Source organism: Singulisphaera chitinilytica (genome assembly GCF_049331405.1).
Classification (GTDB): domain Bacteria; phylum Planctomycetota; class Planctomycetia; order Isosphaerales; family Isosphaeraceae; genus PoT.
Genome location: NZ_CP186274.1, coordinates 6,194,628 through 6,211,718 on the forward strand (window position 1 = coordinate 6,194,628; position 17,091 = coordinate 6,211,718).

The 17,091-nt window shown below is 67.6% G+C and carries 16 protein-coding genes; 8 read left to right on the top strand and 8 right to left on the bottom strand.

What is annotated here, in order from left to right; all coding sequences use genetic code 11:
• Nucleotides 1–110: 110 nt before the first annotated feature.
• The gene (locus ACOYYX_RS24580; RefSeq protein ID WP_422924621.1) at nt 111–680 is read left to right on the top strand and encodes a cupin domain-containing protein; all 570 of its coding nucleotides are present in this window, start codon (nt 111–113) and stop codon (nt 678–680) included.
• 121 nt (nt 681–801) lie between these two features.
• Here ACOYYX_RS24580 and ACOYYX_RS24585 read toward each other — a convergent pair whose 3' ends face one another.
• The 8 genes from ACOYYX_RS24585 to ACOYYX_RS24620 all read right to left on the bottom strand — a co-directional run bounded on the left by ACOYYX_RS24585 (nt 802) and on the right by ACOYYX_RS24620 (nt 9,513).
• Nucleotides 802–1,968, bottom strand: coding sequence for an Mrp/NBP35 family ATP-binding protein (locus tag ACOYYX_RS24585; RefSeq protein ID WP_422924623.1), 1,167 nt, complete (start codon nt 1,966–1,968; stop codon nt 802–804).
• A gap of 128 nt (nt 1,969–2,096) precedes the next feature.
• Entirely contained in the window at nt 2,097–2,582 is a 486-nt protein-coding gene (locus tag ACOYYX_RS24590; protein WP_422924624.1) for a hypothetical protein, read from the bottom strand.
• Between the two features lie 111 nt (nt 2,583–2,693).
• Nucleotides 2,694–4,643, bottom strand: coding sequence for a response regulator (locus ACOYYX_RS24595; protein WP_422924626.1), 1,950 nt, complete (start codon nt 4,641–4,643; stop codon nt 2,694–2,696).
• Nucleotides 4,636–6,804, bottom strand: coding sequence for a response regulator (locus ACOYYX_RS24600; RefSeq protein ID WP_422924628.1), 2,169 nt, complete (start codon nt 6,802–6,804; stop codon nt 4,636–4,638). Before ACOYYX_RS24600 ends, ACOYYX_RS24595 begins: the two co-directional genes overlap by 8 nt.
• Nucleotides 6,801–7,841, bottom strand: coding sequence for a SpoIIE family protein phosphatase (locus tag ACOYYX_RS24605; RefSeq protein ID WP_422924630.1), 1,041 nt, complete (start codon nt 7,839–7,841; stop codon nt 6,801–6,803). Before ACOYYX_RS24605 ends, ACOYYX_RS24600 begins: the two co-directional genes overlap by 4 nt.
• Nucleotides 7,838–8,242 (bottom strand): anti-sigma regulatory factor, encoded by a 405-nt coding sequence (locus ACOYYX_RS24610; protein ID WP_422924632.1) that lies wholly within the window; start codon nt 8,240–8,242, stop codon nt 7,838–7,840. The genes ACOYYX_RS24605 and ACOYYX_RS24610 overlap by 4 nt, the downstream gene beginning before the upstream one ends.
• Complete coding sequence (locus tag ACOYYX_RS24615) at nt 8,223–8,621, bottom strand: STAS domain-containing protein (protein ID WP_422924634.1); 399 nt, start codon at nt 8,619–8,621, stop codon at nt 8,223–8,225. The genes ACOYYX_RS24610 and ACOYYX_RS24615 overlap by 20 nt, the downstream gene beginning before the upstream one ends.
• A 13-nt stretch (nt 8,622–8,634) precedes the next feature.
• Nucleotides 8,635–9,513 carry an STAS domain-containing protein gene (locus tag ACOYYX_RS24620; protein ID WP_422924636.1) on the bottom strand — a complete coding sequence of 293 codons (879 nt, stop codon included), beginning with the start codon at nt 9,511–9,513 and terminating at the stop codon, nt 8,635–8,637.
• Between the two features lie 742 nt (nt 9,514–10,255).
• Between ACOYYX_RS24620 and ACOYYX_RS24625 the strand changes: the two genes are divergently transcribed.
• The 7 genes from ACOYYX_RS24625 to ACOYYX_RS24655 all read left to right on the top strand — a co-directional run bounded on the left by ACOYYX_RS24625 (nt 10,256) and on the right by ACOYYX_RS24655 (nt 17,086).
• Nucleotides 10,256–11,254: a DnaJ C-terminal domain-containing protein gene (locus ACOYYX_RS24625; RefSeq protein WP_422924638.1), complete on the top strand. Its 999-nt coding sequence runs from the start codon at nt 10,256–10,258 to the stop codon at nt 11,252–11,254.
• A gap of 117 nt (nt 11,255–11,371) precedes the next feature.
• Nucleotides 11,372–11,692 carry a chaperone modulator CbpM gene (locus ACOYYX_RS24630; RefSeq protein WP_422924640.1) on the top strand — a complete coding sequence of 107 codons (321 nt, stop codon included), beginning with the start codon at nt 11,372–11,374 and terminating at the stop codon, nt 11,690–11,692.
• Nucleotides 11,685–11,969 carry a hypothetical protein gene (locus ACOYYX_RS24635; RefSeq protein WP_422924642.1) on the top strand — a complete coding sequence of 95 codons (285 nt, stop codon included), beginning with the start codon at nt 11,685–11,687 and terminating at the stop codon, nt 11,967–11,969. The genes ACOYYX_RS24630 and ACOYYX_RS24635 overlap by 8 nt, the downstream gene beginning before the upstream one ends.
• Nucleotides 11,966–12,343 (top strand): ribonuclease P protein component, encoded by a 378-nt coding sequence (rnpA, locus tag ACOYYX_RS24640; protein WP_422924643.1) that lies wholly within the window; start codon nt 11,966–11,968, stop codon nt 12,341–12,343. Before ACOYYX_RS24635 ends, rnpA begins: the two co-directional genes overlap by 4 nt.
• Nucleotides 12,340–12,594: a membrane protein insertion efficiency factor YidD gene (yidD, locus tag ACOYYX_RS24645; protein WP_422924645.1), complete on the top strand. Its 255-nt coding sequence runs from the start codon at nt 12,340–12,342 to the stop codon at nt 12,592–12,594. Before rnpA ends, yidD begins: the two co-directional genes overlap by 4 nt.
• Before the next feature lie 49 nt (nt 12,595–12,643).
• The gene (locus tag ACOYYX_RS24650; protein ID WP_422924647.1) at nt 12,644–13,705 is read left to right on the top strand and encodes a S66 peptidase family protein; all 1,062 of its coding nucleotides are present in this window, start codon (nt 12,644–12,646) and stop codon (nt 13,703–13,705) included.
• A gap of 123 nt (nt 13,706–13,828) precedes the next feature.
• Nucleotides 13,829–17,086: a DUF1553 domain-containing protein gene (locus ACOYYX_RS24655; RefSeq protein WP_422924648.1), complete on the top strand. Its 3,258-nt coding sequence runs from the start codon at nt 13,829–13,831 to the stop codon at nt 17,084–17,086.
• Nucleotides 17,087–17,091 lie beyond the last annotated feature (5 nt).

A 17,091-nucleotide genomic window follows, 5' to 3' on the forward strand; every position in this document is an offset into this window, starting at 1 on the left:
CCCGCGACACAATGATCTTTATTAATGACCCTCGGTCAGTTATGGGCCGATCGGGCCCGGGTTGAGGGGGAGGGATTCGCGGCGCTCGCGGGATTCCGGGGCGTGGAGACATGGAACGCAGCGATATTTCGGCCCTGGAACTCCTCAAGGGGCGTTTGCGTGGGGCCTCCGGCAAGCTCGGCTCGAAGAAGGCGCCGACGTCTGCGGGGTCGCCCCTGTCGGCCCGGCGGCTCGACGAGGCCCCGCCGTTCTCCGCCCACCATGCCAAAGGGTTGGATCGGCTCTACGAGTCGTCCGAATTCGGGCTCCTGCCCCCCTTCACCGGCCTCGCCCGGCCGATCCTCCGCGAGGTCTTCGGCAGGACGGGCGTCGAACTCATGTTCATCCGGGTCGATCCCGGCGATGCGACTCCCTTCGCGATGCGACACCGCAAGGACGAGGTCGTCTACATCGTCACCTCGGGGCGTGGTCAGTTCCTGATGGACGGCCAGGCAGTCGAGGTCGCCGAAGGATCCGTTCTGCGCGTGAGTCCGGCCACGGTGCGAGCCTGGCGGAACACGGCGTCGGAGGATCTCTGCCTGCTCGTCATCCAGGCGAGGGCCAGGCGCTTCGGCTTGAGGATGAGGTCGGACGCCGTCGGATTGCCGGGACGCATCGCGTGGCCGACCTCGATTGTTTGATGCGTCGGTTCGAATCGTGGCGAGGTGATGCGTTGTACAAGAACCAACGGGACTGGTCCCGAGGCGATGGGCCTCGGGACCAGTCCCGATTTGCGTTCGCGAAAGGGCCGGCGTTCGAGCCTCAGTTGAGGATCTCGAGCTTGGGCATCTTGGGCGTCTTGATGTTCTGGATGCTGATCTGCGCGGCGAGCTGTTCGACGACGCCGAGGAGGTAGGGACGCGAAGGCGAACCGGGGGCCAGGGCCTCCTTGAAGTTACCCTCGTCGCCGCGCTCGCGGACGTTGATGTTGAGGGGAACTTCGCCGAGGAACGGGACGCCGAGGTACTCGGCCTTGCGGCGAGCCCCGCCCTTGCCGAAGAGGTAGGCCCGCTCGTCGCCGGGGTTCTCGAAGAGCCCCTGGCTCTGGAGCAAGGCCTGGGCCTTGGGGCCGCCGCGCTCCTGGAGGTAGGCCTGGACGTCGAAGAAGCTCATGTTCTCGATCATGCCCAGGATGGGAACCTTGAGCTGGCGGAACATCGAGACCGCGCGGACGGCGTCGAGCAGGGCCACCTCCTGCGGCGTGCAGACGACGACGGCCCCGGTCAGCGGCAAGGCCTGGGAGAGCGTCAGGGGGATGTCCCCCGTGCCCGGCGGCAGGTCGATGACGAGGTAGTCGAGCGTCCCCCAGTCCACCTGGTGGAGGAACTGAGTCATGATCCCGTGGAGCATCGGCCCGCGCATGATCACGGCGCGTTCGGGCTCGAGCAGGAAGCCCATCGACATCAGGCGGAGGCCGCCGGCCTCGATCGGCTGGATCCGCTCCCCCTTGGCCATCGGGCGGCCGGTCGCCCCGACGAGGTGCGGGATGGACGGGCCGTAGACGTCGGCATCCATCAGGCCGACTTTGGCGCCGAAGGCCTGGAGCCCGAAGGCGATGGCCGTGGCCATCGTCGACTTGCCCACCCCTCCCTTGCCCGAGCCGACGGCGATGACGTTCTTGACGCCCGGGATGTCCCCCTTCTCGGCGACCCCCTTGCCCCGGACCTCGGCCGTCATCGTCACGTTGAAGGTCCAGTCGCTCCCCAGGCGCGAGGTGAGGGCCTGGCGGACGTCGGCCTCGATCTTGGCCTTCATCGGGCAGGCGGGGGTCGTCAGCTTGACCGTCAGGCCGAGCGTGCCCTCGCCGATGACGATGTCCTTGATCATGCCGAGGTCGACGAGGTCGCGATGAAGGTCGGGATCCTTCACCCCTTTCAAGGCGCCGAGAACGTCCTGCTCGGTGAGGGTCGGGGTTTTCTTGCCGAACATCGAATGAATATCCTCTCTAAGCGTTTCTGGGCCTTACCTTGCGGGGTGGGATGGACCGACGGACCTTCGGCAACGATTCGATCGCGGGGGTCTGATGATTCGGGCGGAGCCACCTGGGCATGGGCCGGTCAGGGCCGCGGGTTACGGGCCGCGGTGGGCGTGAGGTAAGGGGCCAGCCAGTTCCAGGGTTCCGGTTCGGGTGAGGGCTTGCGGGCGCTCGACCAGCCGTCTTGCTCGGTGCGACGCAGGGCGATCGGGATCCAACGTTCGATCAAGCGGGCGACGGCCGGGGGGGTGAACGGGCCGGAGAGCACGTGGGTCGCGCCCAGTTCCCGGGCCAGGATCTCGACCCCGTCGTGGGCCTCGGCGTCGAGCACGAGCACCATGGCCTGGGAGGAGGCCTGGAGGGCGTGGTCGAGGGCCTCGAGGCCGGGCTTCAACTGCCTGGCCAGGTCGATCACGACGATCGGGCAGGCCGTGCCGCCGAGCACATCGAGCAGGTCGGCCGTCGACCGCGACTCGACGAGGCGGACCGGCCAGGCGGCGAGCCGGGGGCGAAGCTGCCGGGCCCAGTTCCCCAACCGCTCGTGTACGACCAGCGGTAGATTCACCACGAGGTTGCGACCGTCCCCGTTATCGTTCGCCCGGCCGAAAGACCCACCTCGAAGCCGCGACCGGTGCCGTCCTTTGCGTCCCGCCCGCTCATTCGAGCCCACTCGATTCTATCAGTTCGGGCTAGAGTCGGCGAGTGGCGCATCGGTATCGTCGGGATCGATGGGGCGGGAAGGGCGCTCCAGGAGCTTGCGGAGGTCGTTCAGGTCGACCGGCTTGACGAGGTGCACGTCGAAGCCGGCGTCTCTGGAGCGGCGCTGGTCGTCGTCCTGCCCGTAGCCGGTGAGGGCGACCAGGGTGAGCGGGCCTACTCCGGGATCGTCTCGCAGGTGCTCGGCCACCTGGTATCCGTCCATGCCGGGCAGGCCGATGTCGAGCAGTACGATGTCGAATCGATCGGCCGCCGCCGCGTCCAGGGCGGCTGGGCCGTCGTGGGCGACTGTCACCTTGTGGCCCCAGAGCCGCAGGACCCGGGCGAGGCTCATCGCCGCGTCGTGGTGGTCGTCGACCAGGAGGAGGTTCTTGGTCGAGGCTCGAGGCTTGGGGGGCGGGGTCGCCTCGGCCCTGGCCGAGGGCTCGGCCGTCGTCAGGATGGGGAGCCGGACGACGAACTGGCTGCCGTGGCCCAACCCCTGGCTCCGGGCGACCACGGTCCCCCCGTGCAGTTCCACCAGGCTATGCACGAGCGTCAGGCCGATGCCGAGCCCCCCTTGCGAGCGGTCGAGCGAGAGGTCTGCCTGCGAGAAGAGGTCGAAGACGCGCGGGAGCATTTCGGGAGAGAGCCCGATCCCCTGGTCCTCGACTTGGATCGCCACCTCGTCCCCTTCGCGTCCGACGGAGAGGGTGATCCTGCCCCCGGCCTCGCTATACTTCGCCGCGTTGTTCAGGAGGTTGGACAGCACCTGCTCGAGCCTGGTAGCGTCGCCGTCCACCCATATCGCCTCGGCGGGCTGGTGTACGACCAGCTGGTGCTGGCTCGACACGATGATCGGCCCGGAAGTCTCCAGGGCATGGGCCACGATGTCGCCGAGCTGGACCGGCGCCTTGCGGAGCTGGACCTTCCCGCTGGTGATCCTGGAGACGTCGAGCAGGTCTTCGAGCAGGCGGGACATGTGGCGGACCTGCCGCCCCGCCACGTCCACCGCCTGTTCGATGGCCGGATCTCCCGCCGAGTTGAGCTGGATCTCCTCGAGCGAGTTCCGGATCGGTGCCAGGGGATTGCGCAGCTCATGCGCGAGCATCGCCAGGAATTCGTTCTTGCGACGGTCGGCCGCGGCGAGCTCCTCGGCGCGTTGCCGGAGCTCCTCCTCCATCAGGCGCCTGTCGGTGATGTCGGAGATGATGCAGAGGGCCCCCTTGACGGTCCCCTCGGCGGTCCGGATCGGGTCGATGGCCAGGCTGATCCAGCGCGAGCCCCTGCGGATCTCGGCCGCCTCGCGGCGGCGCGAGTCGAGCATGCGGAGGAACGGCGAGTCGTCGGGGTTCTCGGCGATGGAGAGGAAGCCGTGGACGTCCTTGCCGACGACGTGGTTCCAGGAGATGCTCAGGATCCGCTCGACCGACTTGTTGATCTGGACGACCTTGGCGTCCTGGTCGAGCAGGAGGACGCCATCGCCGATCGCGTCGAAGGTGACCTGCCACTGCTTGGCGGTGAGCTGCGCGGCCTCCTCGGCCTTGCGCGCCCGCAGCAGGGCGTTCACCGTGGCGAGCAGTTCGAGGGGCTCGAGGACGTCGGTGAGGTAGCCGTCGGCGCCCCCTTCGAGCCCCTGGACCTTGTCCTCGATGTCCACGAACGTCGTCGAGATGTGGAGCACGGGGATGGTGGCCATGACCGGGTCGGACTTGATCCGGCGGCAGACCTCGAACCCGCTCATGTCCGGCAGCTTGACGTCGAGGATCACGAGCTCGGGCTTCAGGTCCGCGGCGAGCTGCAGGGCCTCGGCGCCGGTGGTCGCCTCGCGAGTCTGGTAGTTCGCGCGGCCGAGGATCTTGGCGATGGAGTAGCGCTTGCCGTCGTCGTCGTCGACGAGCAGGATCGTTGCGGATCTGGGCGAATCAGCCATGGGCAAAGCCCTCTCGAGGGGCCGCGGGTTCGAGGCCGGCCTTGATGAGCACTTCGCGTACCCGGACGGCCCCTTCCTCGCGGGTCTCGGCCCGTTTGGGGAGGATCGCCGCCGTATTCGGGGTGAGACGCCCCAGGTCATCATCGTCGATCAGCTTGGACGTGTTGACGATGACCGGGATCGCCTTCGTCGCGGGGTCGGCCTTGAGGTGCTCGAGCACTTCGAATCCGGACATCCCCTTCATCATCAGGTCGAGGAAGATCACGCTGGGCCGGGTGTCCCGGGCCCGTTCGAGCCCTTCTTCGCCGTCTTCCGCCTCGATGAAGGCGAAACGCCCCTGGAGCGAGAGGATCTCCTTGAGAAGGTAGCGATAGCTCTCCTCGTTGTCGATGATCAGGACCTTCTCGATCTCCCCCGCATGCTTCAGCGACCTCAACGTCTCCTGGAGCCACGACTGGTTGATTGGCTTGACCTGGAACTCGTGGGCCCCGAACGCCATGGCCTGCTCCCGGTCCTTGACGACCGTGAGCACGAGCACGGGGATGTCCCTCGTGGCGTCGTCCTTCTTGAGCTCGTCGAGGAGCGTCCAGCCGCTCTCCGACTCGATGACGATGTCGAGGATCACGGCGACCGGCCTGACCTTGCGCAGGGCCCGACGCGCCTCGAAGAGGTTGCGCGCGGGGAGGATCTGGAACTCCGACCCCTCGAGGAATTTCTCGTAGAGCAGGAGGTCCATCGGGTCGTCCTCGACCACGAGCACCGGGAACCTCGGGCCCGAGGGCTTCGACCGCCCATCGGCGTTCGCCTGCTGCTCGTCCTTCGCGACGTAGCGCGTGGGTATCATGGCGAAGAAGGTCGAGCCGACGCCCAGCTCGCTCCGGACCGAGACGGTCCCTCCCAGGAGCTCGGCGAGCTTCCTCGACAGCGGCAGGCCCAGGCCCGTCCCCTTTACCTTGGCCTGGACGGGGCTCTCGACCTGGCCGAACTCTTCGAAGATCCGGCCGCGGTCCTTCATGGCGATCCCGATGCCCGTGTCGGTCACCGAGAAGATGATCATCCCGCCGGGGCCGGCCGAGGCGAAGACGCGGATCTCCCCCTGCTCCGTGAACTTGATGGCGTTCGACATGAAGTTGCGGAGGATCTGCAGGACCTTCCCCTCATCGGTGTAGAGGTTGGGGAGGCCGGTCGGGGCCTCGAACACCAGCTCGACCGCCTTCTGGCCGAGCAGGGGCTTCGTCGATTCCTGCAAGGTCTCGAAGAGGTCGGCGATCGAGAACGACTGCGCCCGGACGACCGCCTTGCCCGCCTCGACCTTGGCGAGGTCGAGCAGGTCGTTGACCAGGCCCGAGAGCCCCTCGGCCGCCTTGCGGATGAAGTTGACCTGCTTCTCCTGCTCGGGCGTGATCTCGCCGTCGGTGCGCTCGAGGAGGAAGCCGGAGAGGGTCAGGATCGTGTTCAGCGGCGAGCGGAACTCGTGGCTCATATTCGAGAGGAAGCGCGACTTCAGGTCCGAGATCCGCTGGATGGCGTTGGCGTTCTCCTCGAGCTCGGCATAGAGGGCCACGACCCCTCGGTTCGTCTCCTCCAGCTCCCTCGTGTGCAACTGCGCGATCTCGGCCTGGCGATCGCGCAGCTCCTGGAGCGTCTGGAGCAGCTCCTGGTTCTGCTGCTGGATCTCCTCGATCAGGTTCCTGGGCGCCTGCCGGGCCAGCTCATAGGTGAGCTTGGAGATCTCCTGCATGCTGAAAGGGGTCTTGCGTTTGGGCAGGACCTTGACCATCGAAACGATCACGCCGGGGCCGGGGCCGGGCTCGACCTGGAACTGGTCCATGATCGGGCTGGTGCCGAGGCTGCTGAGCGGCCGGCCGCCGGGCGAGGCGGGCTGCCCCTCGAGGAGGGCCCGGAATTCGGGCAGCCCGGTGCCGCGCTCGTGGATCCGGATGCGCAGGCCGGGCAAGTCCTGGCTCTCGATCAGGAACTCGACCTTCCCCCCCCCGCCGTGCTCGAGCGCATTGCGGGCGACCTCGGAGGTGACCGTGGCGATCCGCGTCTGGTCGAGGGGGGGGAATCCCAGCAACCCCGCGATCTGGCGGGCACGCTGGCGGGCCAGGACGATGTCCAGCTCCAGGCGGATTTGCAGGGAGAGTAAGGGCGTGTTCATGGGCGGCTCGCGCTGATCTCTCGGGCCACCAGGACGGTGACGTCGTCACGGCCCCGCTTGTAATCTCGGTAGAGGAGTCCCGCGATGAGGCTCGGCGATTTCGCCGAGGCCCCCGGATACCGGTCGAGGCTCCACTGCGAGCCGAGGCCGTCGGAGTGCATGACCAAGAGGTCGACGCCGTTCCAGGGATAGGTATATTCCCGGACCTTGCGGACCGTGTGCCCGACGATCCCGTTCTGCGAGACCATGCCGACGCGCCTCGACTCGGCGGCCGAGCTGACGAAGCCGCCGATGTTGCCCACGCCCGCGAAGCGGACTTCGCCCCGTTCGCGATCCATCTGGGCGACCGCCATCGCGGCGCCCCTGGTGCTCTTCAATGCGGCGTGGGCGGCCTCGAGGATGCCGACGGGGCCCAGGCGGATCTGCTCATGGAAGGCCGCGACCGCCGCGCGGGCGGCCTCGGCGGCGAGCGGCCCATGCCCCAGGCCGTCGGCGATCATGGCGAGGCTCGTGTTCGAATCCTCATGCCTGGCCAGGCCCCAGGCGTCTCCGCAGACCTCTTCCCCGACGGCGGGAGAGGCCACCACGCCGTAGTCGACCGGGGGGGACTCTGGCCGTTCGCGGCGGAGGCGCCAGAGTCGGGCCATGAGCACGGTCCCCTCGCCGGGGATCGAGTAGATGTCGAATTCGGTCGCGAGGCGTCTCAACGCGCCCAGGCCGTTGCCGGGCGTGCCGGTGGTGGAGAAGCCGTCGTCGAGGCAGCGGGACACGTCGCTCATCCCGGGGCCGCGGTCGAGCGCCAGGACCTCGAGCCCGACGCCGTCCTCGCGGTCGAGGATGTTGAAGATCAGGTCCCCCCGCCCCGCGTGCTTGAGCAGGTTGGAGGCGGCCTCGGAGGCGATGAGCGCGGCCTTGCCCTGCTCCGTCTCGTCGAAGCCGAGGGCCCTCGTCAAGGTCGTGGCGCTCCTCCGGGCCTCCCCGATCTTCGAGGGGTCGTCGATCTCGAAGCGGATGGGCTGGTCGGGGAGGTTGGTCACTTCCACCTCGTGATGGTGACGCGGGTCCCTTCGCCCACGCGCGATTCGATCTCGAATTCATTGACGAGGCGCTTCGAGCCGCTCAGCCCCATCCCGAGTCCCGAGCCGCTGGTATAGCCGTCGGTGAGCGCCAGCTCCATGTCGGCAATTCCCGGGCCATGATCTTCGAAGCAGAGCCGGAGCCCCTTGCGGATGCCATTGGTCAGCATCTCCATCCGCATGGTCCCCCCCTTGCCGTAGTCGATCGTGTTCCTCGCGAGCTCGCTGGCGGCGGTGACCATCTTGGTCTGGTCGACCAGGCTGAAGCCGAGCTCGATCGCCCAGGTGCGGACGGCCTGCCGGGCGAGGACGACGTCGGTGGAGGAGCGGATCTCGAGCGTGTCAGTCTTCGACACGACCATCGTCATCACCCTCCGTCAGTCGCCCCTTCACCGCCGAGCGCAGGAGGGCCATCCCCTTGTCGATATCGAGCGCCGTGCGCACGCCCGAGAGGGTGAGGCCGAGCTCGACCAGTGTGATCGCGACCGCCGGCTGCATGCCCACGACCACGGTCTCGGCGTCGAGCACGCGCGACATGCCGGCGATGTTGCTGATCATGCGGCCGATGAAGGAGTCGACCATGTCGAGCGTCGAGATGTCGATGAGGACCCCGTGGGCGCCCGTCTCCGAGATCCGGTTCGTCAGGTCGTCCTGGAGGGACATGGCGAGGCGGTCGTGCATGTCAACCTGGATGCTCACGACCAGGAATTCGCCCATCCTGAGTATAGGGATGCGTTCCAAGGCAGGGTCCTTCTTAGGCTTGGGCGCGATTCTGGATGCGGGTGACCATCCGGCCCGAGCGGTGCAGAGCCATGGCGAAGGCGTCGGCCAGGGTCGCCTTCGTGGCCACGTCCCCGAGGTCGACGCCGAGGTGGACGATCGTCTGGGCGATCTGGGGGCGGATCCCGCTGATGATGCACTCGGCCCCCATCAGGCGGGCGGCCGTGACCGTCTTGAGCAGGTGCTGCGCGGTGAGGGTGTCGACCATCGGGACGCCGGTGATGTCGATGATCGCGATGGCCGATCCGGTCTCGACGATCTTCTGGAGCAGGCTCTCCATCACCACCTGCGTCCGGCTGCTGTCGAGCGTGCCGATCATGGGGAGGGCGAGGATCCCCTCCCAGAGCTTGACGACGGGCGTCGACAGTTCCAGCATCTCTTGCTGCTGCCGGATGATGACCTCTTCCCGGGTCTTCTGGTAGGCCTCGGTCGTGAAGAGGCCGAGCTTGTCCAGGAGGTCCGAAGACCACTGGGTCTCGTCGGCGATCGCCTGCGGCTCCTTGGCCAGCTCCTTGCGGAGGAGCGTGAAGATGGGCTTCTTGGCCGAGAAGATGAACGAGGCCGTCTCGCTAGGGCTGTAGCCCTGGAGGCCCCAGGACCTCGAGAGGTCGTTGAGGAATCCGCGGACCGAGGCCCAGGCCGCTGCCTGGATGTCGTCGGACTCGGCGGACTGCATCGCCTCGAGCAGGAGGTTGAGGAACTCCTTGCACTGGCCGCGGAGCTCGGACTCCTTCAAGACCGACATCCCCTTGCGGACCAGTTGCGCCTTTTGCTCGCTCTGCCAGTTGGCCAGGAGATCCGTTTCGTTCCTGATCAGGATCTCGGAGAGTCGGCTCTTCCCAGATTGGCTCATCGCTCTCAACTCCTCTTTGACTCTCGGCGCGCCAAGGTTGGCTTGTCGGTAGGCTCGAACTGGTGGCGCTGGGAAACCTGGAATCGGGGCGTGGCGGAATCCGACGCGTCGGGCCGATCTCGATCGCTCGGCGGGCGGCGTCGTCGTCGGCAAGCCGTCGCCCCGTCGAGGGGCGACGCACCGCCGTCGAAGGGCGGGACTGGCCGTTGAAAACGCGCGTGGTAACCACTTCGGCGGATCTTGCACGAACGCTTTCGAAAGCCTTCCATTCGGGATACCCACGACTGGGCCGCATCGCCTGCCGCCCCCGGTCTTGTCATAAACCGTCGAAGTTTGGCAGTTACGGGGGCCTTGGTGTCTTGAGAACGCACACGGCTTCTTGATTCAAGAAGGTGATGTCCCGCATCCAAGGGTGGGCACGCAATTGTAATAGATCAGGGGAGTTCATACCAGGCAATCAGGCAGAATCCATTGTTCCTACGCCTGGAATCCATGGCTTTTGCGAATCCTCGCGAGCCGCCACCGGCGGCGGACCGGAAGGTTGATTAAATGTTGGATCTCCGCGGGCCGCCGGGGGCGACCTCTCGCCGCCGGGCCGGCGGACGCATCCGGGAGGAGTCCGGGCTTTCGATTCGCTTGAATCGCGGGGTCATCCGGTTAAAATTGAGTTCGTCCCCGCGTGATTCCGGTTTTCGTCTATCGGCGATCCCCGCTTCGTCTGCTCGAGAGGCCCATCGCGCCCATGGCCCAGCGTGACTATTACGAGACACTCGGCGTGGCCCGCGATGCGACGGCCGACGCGATCAAGAAGGCCTATCGCGGGCTGGCGCGGAAGCATCACCCGGACGTGAACCCCGGCGACAAGAAGGCCGAGGCCAAGTTCAAGGAAGTGCAGCAGGCCTACGACATCCTGTCCGACCCCGAGAAACGCGCCCTGTTCGACAAGTACGGGATGGCGGCCTTCGAGGGGATGGCGGCCGCCGGCCCTCGCGCCGGGGCCTCGGAATGGTCGGCGAGGCAGGCCGGTCCCACGGGCTACGAGAACATCGACTTCAGCGAGTTCTTCGGGAAAGGTGCCTCGCCGGGGGGCTCGGCCGAGGAGGCCGACCTCGGCGGCGGGATCTTCGAGGAACTTCTCGGGCGGATGCGCGGGGGCAAGACCCGGCAGCAACGGCCGAGCGGCCCCAGGCCTGGCGCGAACACCGAGGCCAGCCTGACCATCCCGTTCCTCACGGCGATCAAGGGGGGCGAGACCAAGATCGACCTCGAGCGGGGGGGCCAGCAGCACGAGTCGCTCGTCGTGAAGATCCCGCCGGGGATCGAGTCGGGGGCCAAGCTCCGGCTCCGCGGCCAGGGAGAGCCGAGCCATCAGCCGGGCGGGCCTCGCGGCGACCTGACCATCGTCGTCGACGTCGAGCCCCATCCCTATTTCACCAGGGACGGCCGGAACCTCTCCGTCGAGATCCCGATCTCGGTCTCCGAGGCGATCCTCGGCGCCAAGGTCGACGTGCCCACCCTCGACGGCTCGAAGCGATCGCTGCCGATCCCGGCGGGGACGTCGTCGGGCCAGAAGCTCCGGCTCCGGGGCCAGGGGGTGCCCGCCTCGGGGGACAAGCCGGAGGGGGACCTCTTCCTCGTGATCAAGATCGTGGCGCCCAAGTCGGTCGACGAGGCCAGCCGCAAGCTCATCGCCGACTTCGCGGAGCGGAACCCGCAGAGCCCGCGCGATGGGCTCTGGTGAGGCCCCGGGCCTCGACGCCCGGGGTCGCAAGGGGCCGTCCGCCCGCGTCGGCGAGCGTCCTTCGATAACAAAGAGAACAGATCGTCGAGATGAGGCAACCGAGGTCGTTGTCCCACAATGAGCGAATCGATCATTTCTCGAGATGAGGTCGCCGCAAAGCTGCGGGTCACCCCACAGGTCCTCATCCGATACGAGGCCCGTGGCCTCGTGCAGGTGGTCCGCGAAGGCCGGATCGAAGGCTACGCGCCCGCCGAGATCCGCCGGATCTGGACCATCGTGAGCTGTCAGCGCGACCTTGGGATCAACCTTGCGGGCGTCGAAGCGATCCTCAAACTGCGCGATCACATGGGAGAGGTCCACCGCCAGCTCGACGGACTCGCCAGGGAACTGCGCGAGCTCACCGAGGCCGGAGGAGCGGATCCGGATCACGATGCCTGAACGCGAACCCCCCCCGACCGGCCTGCGTCAGATCCTGCAACGCCCGGGCGCACGCAAGCGGGTGGGGTCGGCCGTCGCCAGCCTGATGGGCGCCGGCCTGGTCGCGATCCTGGCGATCGGCGTGCTGGTCATCTGGCATGCGATTCGCCGAGCCAACCTCGTACGCGAACGCCTCGGGCCGCCCCGGATCGCGGGCCTCCTCGAGTTCGAGGACCGGCCGGCCATGACCGAGTCCGACGCACCTTCTCCCGAGCCTCGAAAGTCCGAGCCTTCATGACTCCTCCGGCGACCTTCCGCCCCCACGAACGGATCAATGACCCCAAGGACTTCCGACGCGCCTTCGAACGCAAGCGGTCGGCCTCCGACGCGGCGATGGTGGTCTATGGCGCCGAGAACGGCCTCGGGTACCCCCGGCTCGGCATCTCCGTCGGCCGCAAGAAGATCCGGTCGGCCGCCGCGCGCAACCGCGTCAAGCGCCTGCTCCGCGAGGCCTTCCGCCTCGGCAAGGAAGAGCTGCCGGCCGGCATCGACCTCATCATCGTCCCGAGGGGGGCCCGCCTGACCTTCCAGGAGGCCAGGGCTTCTTTGCCCGCGCTGGCCCAGGCCGTCGCGCGTCGGCTTGGAGCCAGGACTTCGAAGGCCCCGACATGACGTACCGCGCCTTGCTCCGCTGGCCGGAGCAAGCCCTCATCGGCCTGCTGATCCTCGCGATCCGGGTCTATCAGAAGACCCTGGGGCCTTTGCTCTCGGCCAGCGGCCCCGTCTGCCGCTTCGAGCCCAGTTGCAGCCGATATACCATCGAGGCCTTGAAGAAGTACGGCCTGATCCGAGGCGCGACCAAGGGCCTTTTGCGCTTCCTGAGCTGCCACCCCTGGCATCCCGGCGGGTATGATCCACCCTGACATCAGCGATCGATCGGGCCACTCAAGCCGCCGGCACAGGAAGACTCCCTTGAAACGACAGAGACGCCGCATCGTCGTCGCCGCCTCGGCCTTCCTCCTCGCCGCACTCCTGGCGACCCCCGGCCGTTCGGCCGAGCCTGTCGCCGACGAGTCCTGGCTCAAGCCCCCTGCCCTACGGCCGGGCGACACGATCATGCTCGTGGCCCCCGCTGGGCCCTCGGATGAAACCCGGGTCCGTGCGTTCGCGCGACAGTTGGAGAAACAAGGGTATCATGTCATCATCCCCGCGAACCTCTTCAGGCGTCGCGCCTACCTCGCGGGGAGCGACGACGAACGCGCCGACGAATTGAACGCCGCCATCAAGGATCCCAAGGTCGACGCCATCTTCCCCTGCCGGGGCGGCTACGGCCTGATGCGGACCCTCGACCGCATCGACTACGCGGCCCTGCGTGCCCATCCGAAGATGATCATCGGTTTCTCCGACCTCACTGCGCTCCACCTCGCGGTCGCCCGGAAGGCCCACGTCATCACGTTCCACTCCCCGATGCCCGAGGCCAGTCTCGCGAAGAGCGGCCCCGGCATCGACTACGCCAACGACCTCTTCTGGAAGTCGGTGCGCTCCGACGGCTTCGCCGCCAGTCCGACGCCCGGCTACATCATCCCCCCGCCCCCCGGCGAGCCGAAGCCGACGACGCTGGTGCCCGGCAAGGCCCGCGGACGGCTCGTGGGTGGGAACCTCACGCTGATCAACTCCACCCTGGCGACCCCCTACGCCATCGAGGCCTCCGGCAAGATCCTCTTCATCGAGGACACGGGCGAGGCCCCCTACCGGATCGACCGCTACCTCACGCAACTGCGCCTCGCCGGGATCCTCGACTCCGTCGCGGGCATCGTGGTCGGCCACTTCAGCGAGAGTGACGTCGTCGACACCGAGCGCGTCCTGCGCGAGGCCCTCTCCGGGCTCAAGGTCCCGGTCATCCTCAACTTCCCCGTCGGCCACGTCCCGATCAACGCCACCCTCCCCCACGGCGCCCTCGCCGAACTCGACGCCGATCAGGGAACTCTGCGGATCCTCGAATCCCCCCTGACGACCGAGCCCTCCGCTCGCTGATCGGCCCGACCCCGACGCGGTAAGGAATTGGTTTGCCCAAATCCGGCCCCGCCGGTAAGCTGCTGAAACAATTGTTAAACGCCAGGGAGAGACGCGACCACCCGACCTCGAAGCGAGAAACAGATGCGGGCCTTCCTCGTCGCGACGATCTTGGGGACGCTGGGGACCTCGGCGACCGCTTTCGCGGGCGAAGCCGGCTCCGAGCGTTTCGAGAAGAAGGTGAGGCCCCTCCTCGCCGAGCGCTGCTGGCGTTGCCACGGGGCCGAGCAGGCCAAGGGGGGCTTGCGGCTCGACACGGCCGATGCGCTTCTCGCCGGCGGAGAGTCGGGACCGGCCGTCGTGCCCGGCAAGCCGGATGAGAGCCCGCTGATCGCGGCGGTTCGCTACTCCGACGGGCTCAGAATGCCCCCGAAGGGGAAGCTGAGCGACGCCGAGGTCCTCGAACTGACGGAATGGGTCCGCGCCGGGGCCATCTGGCCGGGCGGAGCTTCGGCTCCCGCGAGTCCTTCACCCGAGCCCACCAAGAAAGCCGGACCCCCCTCGCTCGAGGACGGCAAGTCGTTCTGGGCCTTCCAACCCCCGCGCGACCCCTCGCCCCCAGCGGTGAGGGATGCGGCCTGGGTGCGATCGCCGATCGACCGGTTCATCCTCGCCGCCCTCGAAGAGAAGGGGCTCGCCCCGGCCTCCGAGGCCGACAAACGCTCCCTGATCCGCCGTGCCACGTTCGACCTCACGGGTCTGCCCCCCACGCCCGAGGAGGTCGAGGCCTTTTTGGCAGACCAAGGCCCCGATGCGTTCGCGAGGGTGGTGGACCGACTCCTCGCCTCGTCGCGATACGGCGAGCGCTGGGGGAGGCACTGGCTCGACCTCGCGCGGTTCGCCGATTCGAACGGCATGGATGAGAATGTCGCCTATGCGAATGCATTCCGCTATCGCGACTACGTGATCCGAGCCTTCAACGCCGACACCCCCTACACGCAGTTCATCAGGGAGCAACTCGCCGGTGACCTGCTCCCTCGCTCGGAAGACGAAGCCGCGAACCGCAACCGGATGATCGCGACGGGGTTCCTCGTCCTCGGACCGAAGATGCTCGCCGAGGATGATCCGTTGAAGATGGAAATGGACATCATCGACGAGCAGGTCGACACCGTCGGCAAGGTCTTCATGGGCCTGACGCTCGGCTGCGCCCGCTGCCACGACCACAAGTTCGACCCGATCCCCACCGCCGACTATTACTCCCTCGCCGGGATCTTCAAGTCGACGAAGTCGATGTTCAACCACACGGTCGTTGCCATGTGGAACGAGCGGTCTCTTGCGACCGCCGACGAGCGAGCCGCCATCGACGCTCATACCAAGGAAGTCGCCCGGCGCAACGACGAGATCAAGGCCCGCGTCGAGGCGGCGAAGGCCGAGGTCGTTCGCGAGCTTCGCACGAGGCTCGCCGACTACCTCCCCGCCGCCTGGCAGATCGAGCAGGTGAACCGGCTCCAGCAACCTCCCCTCGCCGAGTCGAAAGCCGGCCAGCCGGGCACCCTGATCCGCGAGGCCGAGTCCTTCGACAAGGGCAACGTCCTGGTCGACACGACCGGGCACGGCCTTGGCATCGGCGTGATCCTCAACAAGGGCGAGGTGCCTAATTTCGCCGAGTACAATTTCGACATTCCAGCCGCGGGCGTCTACCAGTTGGAGCTGCGCTATGCGTCGGCCGAGCCGAGGCCCGTGCGGATCGTGGTCAACGGCCTGCTTCGCCCGGCGATGGCCGCCGGCTCGGTGACCGGCTCCTTCGGGCCCGAGAAGCAGGCCTGGACCGTCGAGGGGGTCTTGCCCCTGAAGGCAGGACGCAACACGATCCGCGTCGAGCGCGACGGGGCGATCCCTCATATCGACAAGCTCGCACTCGTTGCCCTGCCCCTGCCCGACGGCCTCAAAGTAGAGGAACTCAGGTCGGCCGAGGAATGGTGCCGGGACTGCCATCTGAATCCTCGACTGCTGGAACGCTGGCGGGGCATCCTCGCCCGAGCCGGGGCGGAGGCCGGCTCCATCTTCCGGGCCTGGAACCGCGACCAGACTATTGCCGATGTTTCGCTGCAAGCCGCCATCATCCAGGAGCCAAGGCCGCAGACTCCCCTCGAACTGGCCCGACGCTACCAGCAGCTCGTGGATAAGGCACTCTCTGGCGACCCGGCCAAGCTAGAGCCTGCTCCGGCCGCGTTGCGTCGCGTCATCGACGCCCCCGATGGTCCCTTCGCCCCCTCGAAGGAGCCGGAGACTGACTTCGCCCCCGAGATGGCCGACCTCCTCCGCCGCAACCGCGAAGAGCTCGTCGCGCTCGAGGCCAAGCCCCCGTTCGATCCCAGGGCGATGGCGGTCGAGGAGCAGAAGGCGACCAACCTCCGCGTCCACATCCGCGGCAACCACATGACGCTCGGGGACGAAACCCCCAGGCAGTTCCTGCGCGTGATCGCGGGCGAGTCGCAAAGCCCGATCGACGGCAGCCGCAGCGGCCGGCTCGAACTCGCCGACTGGCTCGCGAGCCCCGACCATCCGTTGACGGCCCGGGTGATGGTCAACCGGCTCTGGCTCTGGCACTTCGGCGAGGCCATCGTGCGATCGCCCGACAACTTCGGCCAGCTCGGCGACCGTCCCGCGCATCTCGACCTGCTCGACTGGCTCTCCCGGCGGTTCGTCGAGGCGGGTTGGTCGGTCAAATCCATGCATCGGGCGATCATGCTCTCGGCCACGTATCGGATGGGGACACGGCACGATGCCAAGGCGGCGCTGGCCGATCCCGAGAACCGGCTCCACTGGCGGATGAACCGCCGCCGGCTCGAGGCCGAGGCCATCCGCGACGCTCTCCTGTTCGTCGGCGGCCAGCTCGACCCGACGATGGGGGGGACACTCATCACGTACAAGTCGCACCAGTACGTCTCGCCCACCGGCGGGCCGACCCAGGCGGCCTACGAGCGGGACCGCCGCTCGGTGTACCTGCCCGTGATCCGGAGCGCCCTCTACGACGTCTTCCAGGCCCTCGACTTCGCCGACCCGAGCAGCTCGAACGGCCAGCGGGTCTCCACGACCGTTGCGCCCCAGGCCCTCTTCATGATGAACGACCGGATCGTCCTCCGCGCCTCGGAGGCCCTGGCGAAGGAGCTGCAAGGTCGCTCGGATCTGGATGAGCCTGGTCGCATCCGCCTCGCCTACGCGAAGGCCTTCGGCCGCCCGCCGACGGATAAGGAGATCGCCCGCGTCCAGGCCTACCTGCGGCGCTTCGAGGCCGAGTTCGAGTCGCAAGGGGTCGTGCCGGGTGACCGTCCCGCGAAGGCCTGGCAGGCCGCTTGCCAGTCGCTCCTCTCCGCGAGCGAGTTCATCTACCTCAACTGACGGGG